The organism is Microtetraspora fusca (assembly GCF_001570365.1).
Classification (GTDB): domain Bacteria; phylum Actinomycetota; class Actinomycetes; order Streptosporangiales; family Streptosporangiaceae; genus Microtetraspora; species Microtetraspora fusca.
In genome coordinates, this window is the sequence record NZ_BBYK01000039.1 from 80,590 (window position 1) to 96,216 (window position 15,627).

Annotated in this window: 14 protein-coding genes; 7 read left to right on the forward strand and 7 right to left on the reverse strand. The window is 71.2% G+C overall.

The window, feature by feature from the left end:
- Positions 1-11 precede the first annotated feature (11 nt).
- The gene (locus tag AWQ68_RS41985) at positions 12-152 is read left to right on the forward strand and encodes a hypothetical protein (RefSeq protein WP_157544838.1); all 141 of its coding nucleotides are present in this window, start codon (positions 12-14) and stop codon (positions 150-152) included.
- A gap of 96 nt (positions 153-248) precedes the next feature.
- Here AWQ68_RS41985 and AWQ68_RS03390 read toward each other — a convergent pair whose 3' ends face one another.
- On the reverse strand, positions 249-638 hold the full coding sequence (locus tag AWQ68_RS03390) for a DUF234 domain-containing protein (RefSeq protein ID WP_245655727.1): 390 nt from the start codon (positions 636-638) through the stop codon (positions 249-251).
- On the opposite strand from AWQ68_RS03390, the gene AWQ68_RS03395 reads away from it, so the two are divergent.
- Positions 619-1,332: an alpha/beta fold hydrolase gene (locus tag AWQ68_RS03395; protein ID WP_084463606.1), complete on the forward strand. Its 714-nt coding sequence runs from the start codon at positions 619-621 to the stop codon at positions 1,330-1,332. The two genes, AWQ68_RS03390 and AWQ68_RS03395, sit on opposite strands and share 20 nt — an antisense overlap.
- 51 nt (positions 1,333-1,383) lie before the next feature.
- Here AWQ68_RS03395 and AWQ68_RS03400 read toward each other — a convergent pair whose 3' ends face one another.
- Positions 1,384-1,611, reverse strand: a complete 228-nt coding sequence (locus AWQ68_RS03400; protein WP_066934494.1) for a hypothetical protein — start codon at positions 1,609-1,611, stop codon at positions 1,384-1,386.
- Positions 1,612-1,694: 83 nt separating this feature from the next.
- Complete coding sequence (locus AWQ68_RS03405) at positions 1,695-2,183, reverse strand: NUDIX domain-containing protein (RefSeq protein WP_218006756.1); 489 nt, start codon at positions 2,181-2,183, stop codon at positions 1,695-1,697.
- A 13-nt stretch (positions 2,184-2,196) separates the two neighbouring features.
- On the opposite strand from AWQ68_RS03405, the gene AWQ68_RS03410 reads away from it, so the two are divergent.
- The gene (locus AWQ68_RS03410) at positions 2,197-2,661 is read left to right on the forward strand and encodes an MMPL family transporter (RefSeq protein ID WP_066934501.1); all 465 of its coding nucleotides are present in this window, start codon (positions 2,197-2,199) and stop codon (positions 2,659-2,661) included.
- A gap of 83 nt (positions 2,662-2,744) precedes the next feature.
- Here AWQ68_RS03410 and AWQ68_RS03415 read toward each other — a convergent pair whose 3' ends face one another.
- Complete coding sequence (locus tag AWQ68_RS03415) at positions 2,745-3,620, reverse strand: TolB family protein (RefSeq protein ID WP_066934504.1); 876 nt, start codon at positions 3,618-3,620, stop codon at positions 2,745-2,747.
- Between the two features lie 107 nt (positions 3,621-3,727).
- Positions 3,728-4,465 carry an MBL fold metallo-hydrolase gene (locus AWQ68_RS03420; RefSeq protein ID WP_066934505.1) on the reverse strand — a complete coding sequence of 246 codons (738 nt, stop codon included), beginning with the start codon at positions 4,463-4,465 and terminating at the stop codon, positions 3,728-3,730.
- A gap of 230 nt (positions 4,466-4,695) precedes the next feature.
- Between AWQ68_RS03420 and AWQ68_RS03425 the strand changes: the two genes are divergently transcribed.
- Positions 4,696-5,520: a putative RNA methyltransferase gene (locus tag AWQ68_RS03425; protein WP_066934508.1), complete on the forward strand. Its 825-nt coding sequence runs from the start codon at positions 4,696-4,698 to the stop codon at positions 5,518-5,520.
- A 172-nt stretch (positions 5,521-5,692) separates the two neighbouring features.
- Positions 5,693-7,408, forward strand: a complete 1,716-nt coding sequence (locus tag AWQ68_RS03430) for a S9 family peptidase (RefSeq protein ID WP_066935517.1) — start codon at positions 5,693-5,695, stop codon at positions 7,406-7,408.
- Here AWQ68_RS03430 and AWQ68_RS03435 read toward each other — a convergent pair.
- Positions 7,383-8,915 carry a SpoIIE family protein phosphatase gene (locus AWQ68_RS03435; protein WP_066934511.1) on the reverse strand — a complete coding sequence of 511 codons (1,533 nt, stop codon included), beginning with the start codon at positions 8,913-8,915 and terminating at the stop codon, positions 7,383-7,385. The genes AWQ68_RS03430 and AWQ68_RS03435 overlap by 26 nt on opposite strands.
- 155 nt (positions 8,916-9,070) lie before the next feature.
- On the opposite strand from AWQ68_RS03435, the gene AWQ68_RS03440 reads away from it, so the two are divergent.
- Positions 9,071-13,246, forward strand: coding sequence for a HAMP domain-containing protein (locus tag AWQ68_RS03440; protein ID WP_066934514.1), 4,176 nt, complete (start codon positions 9,071-9,073; stop codon positions 13,244-13,246).
- Positions 13,247-13,249: 3 nt separating this feature from the next.
- Positions 13,250-13,882, forward strand: coding sequence for a response regulator (locus AWQ68_RS03445; RefSeq protein ID WP_066934518.1), 633 nt, complete (start codon positions 13,250-13,252; stop codon positions 13,880-13,882).
- A 136-nt stretch (positions 13,883-14,018) separates the two neighbouring features.
- Here the strand turns inward: AWQ68_RS03445 and AWQ68_RS03450 are convergent, their stop codons facing one another.
- Complete coding sequence (locus tag AWQ68_RS03450; protein WP_066934521.1) at positions 14,019-15,515, reverse strand: NYN domain-containing protein; 1,497 nt, start codon at positions 15,513-15,515, stop codon at positions 14,019-14,021.
- Positions 15,516-15,627: the final 112 nt, after the last annotated feature.

Below are 15,627 nucleotides of genomic sequence, written 5' to 3' on the forward strand. Positions count from 1 at the left end.
CGCCCACGATGGTGCCAGGCGCCCCAACCGGCCTGGCGACCGCCCACCCGCTCCTGTGCCGGATGACCACCGACGCCACCGGTCTTCCCGTGGCCGCCGAGCCGGTGGAGGCCGCCGCGCTCGGCGACGCGCCGGTGCAGGCCAGGGCGTGATCTCCGACATCTGCTCGTACAGCGAGCGGCTCGTCACCTACGAGCTGCCGGGGGACGAGGCGTCCTGGGACGACGCCGAATCCCGCCTGGTCCAGCTCACCGCCACGACCTGACCAGCTCATCCGGCCCGTACGCCGCCACTCCAGAACAGGCGACCCCGCTCCTGGACACCGCGACCAGCGGGAGCGTGCGGTCAGTCAGCGCGGCGCGGTGCCGGATCAGCCGCTGGAGGTCGTGGTCGTCGAACGGGCTTTCCAACCACTTGATGGAGCCGACGAAGCGCAGCTCTCTCGCGATGGGCGCGCGATCCGCTCCTACGATGTCGATCTCCACGTCATTGCTGCGCGTCCAGTAGGCGCCGATCGCCTCGGCCGCCGGAAGACGGTCGTCAGGCAGCAGCCGGGCCAGCGCCTCGCGTACGAGGGGCTCGATCGCCTGCCCTCGCCAACTGCTCCAGCCCGCGACGATGGTGGATCTCCGGGGCACCGGCGGGTCCGCGACACCGGAGGACACCGGCTCCTATCGCTGTGACCGCCAGGTGGACGACGTCGAGGCGCTGCGCGAGCACCTGGGTCTGGAACGGATGGACCTGATCGCACACTCCGCGGGCGCGAACCTCGCGGTGCTGTACGCCACCCGGCATCCGGAGCGCGTCGGCAGGCTCGTGCTCGTCACCCCGAGCACCAAGGCGGTCGACATCACAGCGACCCCGGAGATCCGGCGTGAGGTGACCCGGCCCCGCGCGGCCGAACCGTGGTATCCGGCCGCGTCCGCCGCACTCGAAGCGGTCATGGCGGGCGACGCCACGGACGAGGACTGGGAGGCCATCACCCCCTTCTTCTATGGCCGGTGGGACGCGGTGGCGCAGGCCCATCACGCGGCCGAGGACGAGTGGCGTAACGTGGAGGCCGCGGCGGCCTTCGCCGCCGAGGGCGCGTTCGACCCGGACGCCATCCGCTCGACGCTGGCCGGGTTCCCGGCGCCGGTGCTGCTGCTCACCGGCGAGGTGGACGTGGGCGCCGCCCCGCGGGTGATCGCCGAGTACGCCACGTTGTTCCCGAACGCCGAACACGTCGTACAGCCGGGCGGCGGACACTTCCCGTGGCTCGACGACGCCGAGTGGTTCACGACCGCCATCGAGGCGTTCCTGACCCGGCACGCCGCGCACCCGACCCGATGAATTCGCAGCCGGGAGCGTGCGTCGAGGCGATACCGTCGGCGATCGACGTGTTCACGCCTCTCCGAGGCGGCGCAGCAAGTGCCGGCGCCTCAGTTCGAGGTCCTCGATCAGCGCCTCCTGCTGCTCCACATTGGTGATCAGGGCGGACATCTCAGCGGCATCGGTGGTGCCGTCGCGGCGCTCGCCGATCTCGCGGCGCATCTCCTTCACCTCCTGGCGCAACCGCGCCAGGTCCGCGTCCACCCGCTCCAACTGGCTCCGGTAGTCCGGCTCGCTCATGGCTTCCCGCCCGTCGTCGTCAACCGTTCTTCAACGACATTCCACCGACAGACCGGACTAATCGGACTTTCGGCAGCGCGTGGTCAGGGAGACAGGTAAACGACGGTCCCCGCCGTACGCGCGGCCTGGGCTGCCCGCAGTCGGGCGGCCAGATAGGACGGCATCAGCGCGTCGGCCTCGCGGGCCGTGAAGAAGCCGAAGCCGTCGAGTTCCTCCTCCTGGAGGACGATGCCGTCGCCGTCGGCCAGCGTGCCGCAGTCGAACAGGAAGTGGACCAGAGGCATCGGCCGGTCGTCCAGCGGATCGACCCAGTTGACGACGAGCAGCGGGCCGACCGGCAGGCTCAGGCCCAGTTCCTCGCGCAACTCGCGCCCGCAGGCCGCCTCCGGCGACTCGCCCTCGTCGACGTGGCCGCCGGGCCAGCCCCAGTGGTCCCGATAGTTGGGCTTGACCAGCAGCACCCGGCCCTCGGAATCGGTGATGAAGCCGGCGGCTGCAGCGATCACCTTGTGCAGCCCGGCGTAGAACACGTCGGGCGGGATCATGGGCGGGCCGGGCGGCAGGAGACGCACATGGGACGAGCTTATGCGCGCCCTCCCGGACTGCCGTGCCCTCCCGGACTGCCGCGCCGGGTCGATGGACTTCAACGAGCGGCTCGGCCGGAGCCTGCCTCTCGTGTTCGGGTTCGTGCTGCTGTTCGCGTTCGTCCTGCTGCTGGCCTCGTTCCGCTCCCTGGTGGTCGCGATCAAGGCCATCGTGCTCAACCTGCTGTCCGTCGCGGCGGCGTACGGCGTGCTCGTGCTGGTCTTCCAGAAGGGGTACGGCGAGAGCCTGCTGGGCTTCCACTCGACCGGCACGATCACCAACTGGCTGCCGCTGTTCCTGTTCGTGATCCTCTTCGGGCTCTCGATGGACTACCACGTCTTCATCCTGAGCCGGGTCCGTGAGGCGTACGACAAGGGCATGCGCACGGAGGACGCGGTCGCACACGGCATCAGGAGCACGGCCGCCGTGGTGACCAGCGCGGCGCTCGCAGTCCCGGTCGGCTGAGGCCGAGGTGCGGCGGCTCAAAGCGCGGAGGCCGGCAGGCCGCCGCGCTTTGAGCCGTCACTCAGCGCCCAGAAGCCCGAAAGCTACGGGGTCAGGCCGAGCAGGCCGAACTTGCGGGCCTCGGCGGGCTCGATGACCCGCTGGATCTCCTTCAGGTTGCCGTCGAGCACCGCGACGGTGTTGTTCTTGGCGCCCTTGACCCGCACCGCGAGCCGGCCGTCCTTCATGTAGAGCGCGCCGATGAGGCTGCCCTTGACCGGCAGCTTGATGGTCGCGCCGGTCATGGTGTCCACCAGCGTGGGGCGGAAGGCGAGCGGCCACGTCCCGTCGCCGCCGGGAGCGTTCGCGCCGATCTTGTTCACGATCACCCGGCGGCCGTCGGGCGACAGGCTCTGGACATGGTTCGCGAGCTTGATCCCCGCGGCCCGCCGGGACTTGCCGGTGGTCGTGTCGAGCAGGAAGACACCGTCGGTGGTCCCGGCGTAACCCGCGAGATAGCGGCCGCCGGCCGACCAGGCGAGGTGGCACACGCCGTACGTCTTGCCGATCGTGCGGCGGTTCTTGCCGTCGGCGCCGACGATCGCGATGGGGGCCATCGACTCCGCCGCGGTCATCGCGTACGCGATGCGGGTGGAGTCGGCCGACCAGACGGGGGTGGCGCACGGCACGCCCGCCACGGCGCCCTTGGCCACGACGGTGTCCTTCGTCCCCTGGGTCACGTGCAGGCCGCCGTTGTCGTCGATCCAGGCGACCTTCTTGCCGTCGGGCGCGGCGGAGAACTGGAACGCGCTGCCGCCGACCTTGGCCGTGGTGAATCCCCGGCCCGGCAGGTACGTGTAGACCGTGGCGCCGGATCCCCCGTACCCCACGAAGGTCGCCCCGCCGACCTGCTTGGCCGCCGCCTGGGCCGGCGCCGGGATCGCAAGGAGGGGGAGGGCCAACGCGGACAGAGCCGTCATGATTCGCATAGGCGTAACGACTATCGGATCATCGCCGCCACCGGCAATCCACATCACCTCTTGTCCACAAAAATCACGATTTGTGGGGATTTCCCCGCGCGCCGGGGTCAGCGCGCGGACGTCGGTGTGAAGGGCTCGGGGAAGTGACCGGTGGCGAGGACGGCGACCCGTTCAAGGAGGGCCGTGCGGCTCCGCGCCGCCAGCTCCGGGTCCTCATCGTAGACGTAGGTGATCGCGGGGTCGCGGAGTTGCACCGGGTGGAGCACCACGTCGCCGCTCAGCGCGAGATCGCCCACCTCGACCGTCTGGTGCCCCGGGGTGTGGCCGGGCGTGTGGACGGCGGTGATCCCGGGGAGCAGCTGCGTCGTCCCGTCGAGGATCTGCAGCGAGTCGCGGAGCGGAGCGACGACCTGGTCGAGCATGGGCCCGCGCACCCAGTCCAGATCGGCCCGCTGTACGGCATAGCGCGCGTTGGGGAAGGCCGGGCCGTCGCCGCCGACGCAGCCGCTCGCGTGGTCGCTGTGCAGATGGGTGAGGACGACCAGGTCCACGTCCTCGGGGGCGACGCCGACGGCGGACAGCTCCTCGGGGAGCCGCCCCGGCACGGGGGCCCAGCCCGCCGCGGGCGACCCGGTCCCGCCGATCCCGGTGTCCACCAGGACGGTGCGCCCCGCCGCCCGCAGCAGGTAGCAGTGGAAGTGGAGGATCCACTCCTCGCCCTCCTCGAACACCCCGCCGGGGAACATCTCGGGCAGCGGCTTGCGGATATGCGACCCCATCGGCCCGACGGCGTCGCACAACGGGACGACCTCGACACCGGACACGATCTTCGTCTCATGCGGCATGGCGCCCACAATAGGGAGGAAAAAGCGCCAACCGTCCCGCTACCACCGCCCCGGCTTCAGCCGTGGGGGTCGGCCCATCCCTTGGTAGGGTTTTGGTGCTCGCGATGACCAAGCGGGCTGCGCTGACAGTACGTGGACACCTCGCCGTCGGGCGGTCTGTGCAGCGCCGACCACCGACCTCCGGGTTGGAATCCCCCGCCGTCAGCCGTGGGGAGGAAGTCAAGGGACCCATGCTCGCCGACGTGATCGACCACCTGATCTGCCCGGTCTGCCGGGAAGGGCTGGCGCTGACCGGGAGCACGGTCCGGTGCGGGCGCGGGCACAGCTTCGACGTCGCGCGGCAGGGATACGTCAGTCTCTTGACCGGGTCCGCGGCGCCCGGCACGGCCGACACTCCCGCGATGGTCGCCGCCCGCGCCGATTTCCTCGCCGCCGGGCACTATGCCCCACTCGCCGACCGGCTGGCCCGGCTCTGCGCCGACGCCGCCGTGGTCGCGGACGCGGGAGCCGGGACCGGCCACTACCTGGCCCGCGCCCTGCCCGAGGGGGCCGTCGGCATCGCCCTCGACATCTCCCGGCACGCGATCAAGCGGGCCGCGCGGGCGCACCCCCGCGTCGGCGCCGTCGTCGCGGACGTCTGGCGCCCCCTCCCCGTACGCGACGCGAGCGTGGACGTGCTGCTCAACGTGTTCGCGCCGCGCAACCCCGACGAGTTCGCCCGCGTGCTGCGGCCGGAGGGCACGCTCGCGGTGGTGACCCCTGACGCCGGGCACCTGCGCCCATTGGTGGAGCGCCTGGGCCTGCTGTCGGTGGACGAGGACAAGGAGCGGCGACTGGAGGCGGCGCTCGGCGACCGCTTCACGCGGTCCGGACGCGAGGCGGTCGAGGTCACGCTCGACCTCTCCCATCCGGAGGTCGAGGCCGTGGTGGGGATGGGGCCGAGCGCCTGGCACACCGACCCCGCCACCCTGGCCGGCCGCGTCCGCGATCTGCCCGATCCGGTACGGGTGACCGCGTCCTTCCAGATCACCACCTGGGCGCGACGGCACTCCTGATACTGCTGGTACCAAAGGGGCATTTCCCCAGAATTTCGGGTTTGACTTCCCGTCGTTCTCCGGCGATTCCGCAGATTCGCGGGACATACTTGACGCGACCCCGCCGGCACCGAATGCAGGAGGCCGCGTGAAAGTCGAGGAGCGCTGGCAGGCCAGGTTCCGGGCCCCGCGCATGACCCTGCCGATCTGGGCCAGGCAGGCGCCGCACCGGGCCGTCTACCGCAGCGACGCCTCGGGGGCCTGGGAGATCCACGCCTGGGACCGCTCGACCGGGCGCACCCGCCAGGTGACCGACCGCCCCGGCGGCACCGTCCACGGCGCCATCGACCCCACCGGCCAGTGGATCTGGTGGTTCGCCGACACCCGCGGCGACGAGTACGGCGGGTGGATGCGCCAGCGGTTCTCAGGCGGACCCGACGTGCCAGTGAACGTGCCGCCCGGCCACCCCGGCGGGCTCGGGCTGTCCGTCGCGGGCGTCGCCGCGGTGGGACGCTCCGGCCGGGACGGCTTCCAGGTCCTGCTCGTCCGCGACGAGGAGGAGCCGGTCACGATCTACGAGCATGCCGAGCACGCCTCGGTCGCCGCGATGTCGCTCGACGGGTCGCTCATCGCCGTCGAGCACAGCGAGCAGGGCGACTCGCGCCACCCGGCCCTGCGCGTGGTCAGGGCGAACGGCCGCACGGTCGGTGAGCTGGACGACGGCGTGGGCAAGGGCCTGACCGGCGTCGGTTTCGCCCCCGCGCTCGGCGACCGGAGGCTGCTCGTCCTGCACGAACGGCGCGGCCGGCGCGAGCCGCTGGTCTGGGACCCGCAGACCGGGGAGCTGCGCGAGATCTGGCTCCGCGTGCCCGGAGACATCGACGCGACCTGGTACGGCGACGGCCGGGCCCTGCTCATCGTGCACAGCCACCGCGGCCGCACCGAACTGCTGAAATACGACCTCACCGGGGGCGGGCTCACCCCCATCGACACCCCGCGCGGCGTCATCGAGGCGGCGGCCCCGCGCCCCGACGGCAGCGTCGAGTACGCGTGGTCGAGCGCGTCCCAGCCTCCGGTGATCCGGTCGAGCAACGGTCACGTGGTGATGAACCCCGGCCGGGCCGCCCCGGCCTCGGTGCCCGTCGAGGACGCCGACGTCGAGGGTCCCGGCGGGCGGATCCACGCGCTCGTCTCCCGGCCCGAGACCGGCGCCCCGCCGTACCCCACGGTCTTCCTGCTGCACGGCGGCCCGGCCGCGCGGGACGGCGACGCCTTCCTGCCCGCCGTCGCCGCCTGGGTGGACAGCGGGTTCGCGGTGATCCGGGTCAACTACCGCGGCTCCACCGGGTATGGCTCCGTCTGGCGCGACGCCCTGCACGGGGACGTCGGGCACATCGAGCTGGCCGACGTGACGGCCGTGCGCGAATGGGCGGTCCGCCGGGGCGTGGCCCACCCCGAGCGGCTCGTCCTCGCCGGATCATCGTGGGGCGGCTATCTCACCCTGCTCGGCCTGGGGACCCAGCCGAAGGTCTGGGCCGCGGGCATCGCCGCGTCGCCCATCGCGGACCACGTCGCCATGTACGAGGACGAGACGGAACGGCTGCGCGCCCACCACCGGGCGCTGCTCGGCGGCTCACCCGAGGAGCTGCCCGAGCGGTATGCCGGGTGCTCCCCCATCACCTATGCCGACCTGGTGCAGGCGCCGCTGCTGGTCCTCGCCGGGGAGAACGACCCGCGGTGCCCGATGCGGCAGATCGAGGGCTATCTCGACGCGCTCGCCAGGCGCGGCCACCAGGCCCACATCCACCGGTACGACGCGGGACACGGCACCCTGGTGGTGGCCGAGCGCGTCCGCCAGATGTCGCTCCAGATCGACTTCGCGATCAGGGCGCTCGCAGAACGAGAATAGCCAGGTCGTCGGCGCTCGGCTCGGGCGCGAAGTCCTGACAGGCGCGACGGATCCGCTCGGCCACGGCACGCGCGGACAGGTCCACGCACTCGGCCAGCAGCTTGGCCAGTCCGCCGTCGTCGTCGAGCAGCCGCGCGCCGCACCGCCGCTCGGTCACCCCGTCGGTGACCCCGAGCAGGACGTCGCCGGACTCCAGCCGGACGCTCTCCTCGTGGAACTCGGCCTCGGGGAAGACGCCGAGCAGGGACTGCGGCGACGCCACGGCCTCCACCACGCCGCTCGGCCGCAGCCGCAGCGCCTCGGGGTGCCCGGCCGACACCAGGCTGATGTCCAGACCGCCCTCAGTGCGGGTGATCTCGCCGTGCAGCAGCGTCAGGAACCGGGCCCGGTCGCCCTCCTCCAGGATCGCCTGGTTGAGCCGGGCCACCACGGCGGCGACGCCGTACCCCTCCCGGGCGAGCAGGCGGAGCGCGTGCCGGGCCAGGCCGGTGACCGCCGCCGCCACCGGTCCGGTGCCGCAGACGTCGCCGATGGCGAAGCGCCACACGCCGTCGCCCACCGGGAACAGGTCGTAGAAGTCGCCGCCGACCTCGTTGGTCTCCCCCGCCGGCTCGTAGATGACGTGCGCATCCAGGCCGGGCGTGTGCGGCTCCTCCGGCGGCAGGAGGCTGCGCTGGAGCGCCAGGTTCGCCGCCGCCTGCTGCGCGTACAGCCGGGCGTTGTCCATCGCGAGGGCGGCCCGCCGGCAGAGGTCCTCGGCGAGCTGCATCACCTCGTCCGGGAAGCGGTCGCTGCGGCCCAGGCACATGACGCCGAGCCGCCGCCCGCGCGCGGTCAGCGGGAAGGCCAGCGCCTGCCACTCGCCCACGTGCAGCACGGCCGGCCCCTCCCCCGGCGGCATGGCGAGCTCGTCCAGCTCCTCGCGCAGCGCGTCCATCTGGGCCTCGTCGGCGTGCCACAGGTAAGCCGGGAGCACCTCGCCCGACCTGTCCTCCATCGTGTAGACGGCGCACCAGGTCGCCAGCCTCGGGACCACGATCTGGGCGATGATCGCCGGGACCATGTCCGGGTCGAGCGTGCCGGCGAGCAGATCGCTGGCGTCGGCGAGGAAGCCGAGCCAGCCCGGCCCGTGCATCGGCTCGCCCACCCAGTCGTCACTCGTACGGCCGACGATGCCGGGGAGGTCGATCCTCGCCCACCGGGTGCGGGTCGAGCCGCTGAACGTGACCCCCCAGGAGATGGCGTTCGTGGGCGGCTCGGGCACCTCGGCGTCGCCCTTCTCGCGCACCTCGACCTGCACGGAGTCGCCGTGGTGCACCCACATGACCTCGAACGGCCCGTCGCCCGCCTCCCGCACCAGGTCGCCGGCGAGTCGCTCGGCGTCATCGCTCACGGACATGGCGGCCCACGCGGTCATCACCTCGCGGGTGAACCGCCTCGCGGCTGGTACGGCTTCGTCGCCCGGCGCGAAAGACGCGGCGAGCACGGCTCGTGGGGTAGTCGTCACCGCTTCCGTGTTATCACACTTCTTCCTGACCCTCGTAAAACAAGCAGACGACTACATGCCACGGAACGTGACAGACTGGCATGAGGTTCGTGCCAGACACGGCGTTGTTTCGCCGTGCCCGCCGGCCGGGAAATCCCGCAGGGGAAGGAGTCTCGATGTCGCGCGCCAACGGTGAGGTCGCAGAATCGGAGCTGCGTTACGCCGAATCCGACCTGAGGCCGCTGCTCGACACGCTCGCCTCATGGCGAGACGGCGACTTCCGCCGTCGCGTCCCGCACGCGGCCCCCGGCATCTTGAGTGAGATCACTCTCCTCCTCAACGAGGTCGCCGACCGGCGCGAGCATCTCGCGAACGAGCTGTCCCGGGTCCGCCGCGAGGTCGTGCGCGAGGGCCAGTTCTCCGAACGGCTCATGCCCGGGCTGGGCACCGGGCAGTGGGCCGAGAGCGTGGAGGCCGTCAACGACCTGCTCGACGCGCTGGTCACGCCGGTCAGCGCCGCGGCCGACGTGATCGACGCCGTCGCCAAGGGCGACCTCTCCCGGCGCATCGACATCTCACGGGCCGCCCGGGGCGAGGTGCGGCGGCTCGGCAAGGCCGTCAACGGCATGGTGGATCAGCTCGCGCTCTTCACGTCCGAGGTGACGCGGGTCACCAGGGACATCGGCACCGAGGGCAAGCTCGGCGGCCGGGCCAACCTGCGGGGCATGTCGGGAAGCTGGCGCGACCTGACCGAGGCGGTGAACACGATGTCCGGCCGCGTCTCGGCGCAGGTCCGCGACATCGCCGTCGTCACCACCGCCGTGGCCCGCGGCGACCTCAGCCGCAAGGTCACGGTCGACGCGGTCGGCGAGATGGACGAGCTGAAGAACACCGTGAACACGATGGTGGACCAGCTCTCCGCCTTCGCCGAGGAGGTCACCCGCGTCGCCCGCGAGGTCGGCACCGAAGGCCGCCTCGGCGGCCAGGCCCAGGTCCGCGGCGTCTCCGGCGTCTGGAAGGACCTCACCGACAACGTCAACTTCATGGCGAACAACCTCACCTCACAGGTCCGCCAGATCGCCGCCGTCTCCACCGCCGTCGCCCAGGGCAACCTCTCCAAGAAGATCACCGTCGACGCCCAGGGCGAGATCCTCGAGCTCAAGGACACCCTCAACACGATGGTGGACCAGCTCTCCGCCTTCGCCGACGAGGTCACCCGCGTCGCCCGTGAAGTGGGCACCGAAGGCCGACTCGGCGGCCGAGCCGAGGTCAAGGGCGTCTCGGGCGTCTGGAAGGACCTCACCGACAACGTCAACTCGATGGCCAAGAACCTGACGTACCAGGTGCGGAACATCGCCCAGGTGACCACCGCCGTCGCGAACGGCGACCTCACCCGCAAGATCGACGTGGACGCCCAAGGCGAGATCCTCGAGCTCAAGAGCACGATGAACACGATGGTCGACCAGCTCTCCTCGTTCGCGGACGAGGTGACCCGCGTCGCCCGCGAGGTCGGCACCGAAGGCCGCCTCGGCGGCCAGGCCCAGGTCCGCGGCGTCTCCGGCGTCTGGAAGGACCTCACCGACAACGTCAACTTCATGGCGAACAACCTCACCTCACAGGTCCGCCAGATCGCCGCCGTCTCCACCGCCGTCGCCCAGGGCAACCTCTCCAAGAAGATCACCGTCGACGCTCAGGGCGAGATCCTGGAGCTGAAGGACACCATGAACACGATGGTGGACCAGCTCTCCGCCTTCGCCGACGAGGTCACCCGCGTCGCCCGCGAGGTCGGCACCGAAGGCCGACTCGGCGGCCAGGCCCGCGTCCTCGGCGTCTCCGGCGTCTGGAAGGACCTCACCGACAACGTCAACTCGATGGCGAACAACCTCACCTACCAGGTGCGTGACATCGCCGAGGTGACCACCGCCGTCGCGAACGGCGACCTGACCCGCAAGATCGACGTGGACGCCCAGGGCGAGATCCTGGCGCTGAAGACGACGATCAACACGATGGTGGACCAGCTCTCCTCGTTCGCCTCCGAGGTCACCCGCGTCGCCCGCGAGGTGGGCTCCGAAGGCCGGCTCGGCGGCCAGGCGCGAGTCGAGGGCGTCGAGGGCATCTGGAAGGGCCTCACCGAGAACGTGAACGAGCTGGCCGGTCGCCTCACCACCCAGGTGCGCGCGATCGCCGCCGTGACCAGCGCGGTCGCCCGGGGCGACCTCACCCAGTCGATCACGGCGGAGGCCGAGGGCGAGCTGGCCGACCTGAAGGACAACATCAACACGATGGTGGGCAACCTGCGGCTCACCACGAAGGCCAACCAGGAGCAGGACTGGCTCAAGTCCAACCTGGCCAGGATCTCCCGCCTGATGCAGGGCCACCGCGACCTGATCGAGGTCGCCCGGCTGATCATGAGCGAGCTGACGCCGCTGGTGTCCGCCAGCCACGGCGCGTGCTACCTCATGGTGGACGGCGAGCTCACCCTGATCGCCGGGTACGGCATCCAGCCCGGGTCGAGCCCCCGGCAGCGGTTCACGCTCGGCGAGGGCATCGTGGGCCAGGCGGCTCTGGAGGCCCAGCAGATCATCCTGGAGAACGTCCCCGGCGACCACATCACGATCGAGAGCGGGCTCAGCAAGTCCACCCCGGCCCAGATCGTGGTCCTGCCGATCCTGTTCGAGAGCCAGGTGCTCGGCATCCTGGAAATGGCGTCGTTCAACCAGTTCAGCGAGGTGCACCTCGCCTTCCTGACCCAGCTCGTCGAGACCATCGGCGTCACGATCAACACGATCATCGCCAACTCGCGTACCGAGGACCTGCTCAAGGAGTCCCAGCGCCTCGCGATCGAGCTGCAGGAGCGCTCCGACGAGCTGCAGCGCCAGCAGGAGGAGCTGCGCCGCTCCAACGCGGAGCTGGAGGACAAGGCGGCGCTGCTGGCCAAGCAGAACCGCGCGATCGAGATCCAGAACTTCCAGATCGAGCAGGCCAGGCGCACCCTGGAGGAGCGGGCCGAGCAGCTCGCCGTCTCCTCGCGCTACAAGTCCGAGTTCCTCGCCAACATGTCGCACGAGCTGCGCACGCCGCTGAACAGCCTGCTCGTGCTGGCCAAGCTCCTCACGGAGAACGCCGAGGGCAACCTCACCGCGCAGCAGGTCGAGTTCGCCCGGACCATCCACGGCGCCGGCTCGTCCCTACTGCAGCTGATCAACGACATCCTCGACCTGTCCAAGGTCGAGGCCGGCCGCATGGACATCCACCCGCAGCAGCTCTCGCTGCCCCGGCTGGTCGACTACATGGAGGCCACCTTCGCCCCGCTCGCCCAGGACAAGGGGCTGGCGTTCTCGGTCGAGGTCGATCCGACCGTGCCCGGCGAGCTGCGCACCGACGAGCAGCGGATGCAGCAGGTCCTGCGCAACCTGCTCTCCAACGCGATCAAGTTCACGCCCAAGGGCGAGGTCAAGCTCAAGGTCAGCCACGCGCCCGTGAGCGTGCCGTACGTCGACGAGACGCTCCATGCGACGGACAACATCCTCGCCTTCCAGGTGATCGACTCCGGCATCGGCATCGCCCCGGACAAGCTTGAGGTGATCTTCGAGGCGTTCCGCCAGGCCGACGGCACCACCAGCCGCAAGTACGGCGGCACCGGGCTCGGCCTGTCCATCTGCCGGGAGATCGCCCGCCTCCTCGGCGGCGAGATCCACGTCGACAGCGAGCCGGGCAAGGGCAGCACGTTCACCCTCTACCTGCCCATGGCGTACTCCGGGCCGCTCGCGGCGCGCGACGGCGGTGCCACGACCAGCGGCGCGCCCGCCGCCGATCTGGGCGACGATCTCATCGAGAGGGAGCGGGACGAGGTCCTGCCCGAGATCCCGCTGCCGACCGACCTGCCGGTGGCCCAGCTCGCGCCGCTGATGAACGGCCACGACTGGCAGGGCGATGACCCGCTCAACGGAGCCAAGATCCTCATCGTGGACGACGACATCCGCAACGTGTTCGCGCTCACCAGCGTGCTGGAACGGCACGGCTCGACCGTCGTGTACGCCGAGAACGGCCGCGAGGGCATCGAGCAGCTCGAACGCAACGAGGACGTCGCCCTCGTCCTGATGGACATCATGATGCCGGAGATGGACGGCTGGGCCACCACCTCGGCCATCCGGCAGATGCCCCAGTTCGCCGACCTGCCCATCATCGCGCTGACCGCGAAGGTTATGCGCGGCGACCGGGAGAAGAGCATCGCCTCCGGTGCCTCCGACTACGTGCCCAAGCCGGTGGACGTCGACCGGCTGCTCGAGCGCCTGCGCGGCTGGCTGATGCGCGGCCGTGAGGCCACCTCCGAAACCCGCGAAGGAACCTGATCGATGCCGGACCGCGCCAAGATCCTCCTTGTCGACGACCGCGAAGAGAACCTGATCGCCCTGGAAGCGATCCTCAGCTCGCTCGACCTGACCCCCGTCCGGGCCAGGTCGGGCGAGGAGGCGCTGAAGGCCCTACTGAGCAACGAGTTCGCGCTCATCCTCCTCGACGTCCGGATGCCCGGAATGGATGGCTTCGAGACCGCCGCCCACATCAAGCGTCGCGAGCGCACCCGCAACATCCCGATCATCTTCCTCACCGTCGTGGACAGCGCCCCCGACTACGCCTTCCGCGGCTACGCCGCCGGAGCGGTCGACTACCTCACCAAGCCCTTCGACCCCTGGGTGCTGCGCGCCAAGGTCGCCGTCTTCGTCGAGCTCTACTACATGAACCAGCGCCTCACAGAGCAGGCCTCGCTGCTCCGCGAGCGGGTGACCTCCGAGCTGCCCGAAGGAAACGGCGCCGGGCACGGCGAGGTGCTGCCCGAGTTGTCCCGTCGGCTCAGCTCCGTCGAAGAGGAGCTGACCCGGGTACGCGAACTGGTCGGGAAGACGGGCGACGTCCACCTCATCGGCCCCGTGGCCGACCTCGCCGAGCGTATCGGCCGTCTCAGAGCCGGCTTCGACGCCCTCACCTGACCTGTCCCCCCCGCTCAGTGTCGCGCCCGCACAGCGCCCAACGGCCTCACTCCGTTCGGCGGGAGCAGGCGCCTCAAGCCGCTGGCCTCCGTCCTCGCTCGGGACTCCTCCGTCGCCCGCTCGCTCGTCGGTCGGCTCAGTGTCGCGCCCGCTCCAGGGCATCCCAGAAGCCGCGGCGGAGGGCTTGGCGTACCTCCTCGTGGAGGAGGAAGTCGATCGGGAGAGAGGAGCCCTGGAGCAGCCGGGCCTCCAGGTCGGAGGGCATCCGGGGCTTGCGGGCCAGCACCGCCTCCAGCCACAGGACGGGGGCGTCGCGGGCGACCGACTCGCCGAAGTCGAACCCCTCCTTGTGCGCCGACTGCACCGACTCGGCGAGCGTCGTCGCGTTGCCCGCGCTGTGCGACGCCACATGCGTGGGCTGCGGCCCCGTGTACGGCCCGAGCGGCACCGGACCGGGCGACGGGTAGGCGCTCCCGGACGCACCGGAATAGCTCCCAGAACTCGCCGAATGGTGGCTCTGTGCGTGAGCGGGCGCTGACGACGCCTGCTGCCCGGGCGGTGTCGAAAGGGGCGCGGGAAGCGGCGGCGAGGCCGGAGCGAGCGAGGAGATCTGCACCGGAGGCGAGCTCTGGGGCGGCGACGAAACCGGTGGCGCCGCCTGCGGCGCGGCGTGGGCGGGCGGAGGCGTCTGGATCGGCCCTGGCATCGAGACGGACGGCGTGGCGGGCGCGGGGATCGGAGCCGGCGCGGGCAGCTGCGCGGGCTGCGGATCCGGCGTGTACGCGGCGTACACGGGAAGGGCGGGCTGCGCGTGCGCGGCGCCCGAGGAAGGAGCGGACGCGGGGAGGGCGGGCTGCGCGTGCGCGGCGCCCGAGGAAGGAGCGGACGCGGCACCGCCGCCGGACCCCGCGACGACGTTCCCATCGGAAGATCCGCCGTTCGGCGTGCCTCCGCCGAAGGCGCCCATCGTGCCGTTGGCGAAGCTCCCGCCCAGCGCGCCGTTAGCGGAGTGGGCGCCCGAAAGCCGGCCGGAGCCGTTCTGCCGGGACTGGCCGTTCAGGGCCGGCGCCTGCCCGTTCCCCTGGACGGAAGCCGGTTCGGCGTTCAGAGTGGCATACGGCCGGAGCTCGTCGCCGCCGATCTCGATGAGGTCGTCGCACTCCTGGCGCAGGGCGCGCGAGACCGCCCAGCCGCCCTCGACCGCGACGTGGATCACGGTCACCCTGATGCCGAGGTCCTGCGCGTCGCTGACGACCTGGGCCAGGTCCTCGTCGCCGCTGACCACCACGGCGTCGCAGACGGCGTTGTTGCGCGCGAGCGTCATCAGGTCGCGGTGAACCTGGGCGTCGACGCCCTCGCGGCGGCCGGGACGGATCCGGGCCAGGCGGAGCTTGAGCCCGGGGAGGTCGGCCAGCACGTCGTGATCGGTCGTACGGCGGCCCTCCACTGTCGCCTCGTACCAGTAGCAGCGGAGGAGCGGGAGGCCGGTGCGGTCCTTGCACAGGCCGGTCAGCAGCTTCAGGAGGCCGGGGTAGTCCCAGGAGACGGACTCTCGGTGGCGGGTCCCGTGCGCGGCGAGCGCGCCGTCCGCCAGCAGGTAGCCGGCGTCAACGAACAACGCGCAGCGATCCACGCGACACCGCCCTTCCTACGTGGCCATCTCAGGGTAATCAAGCCGGTGAGGCGGCGAGGGTGAATCGACACGATTCAGGCCCTGCCGACACGATGGGGGTCTCGTGCGCCTC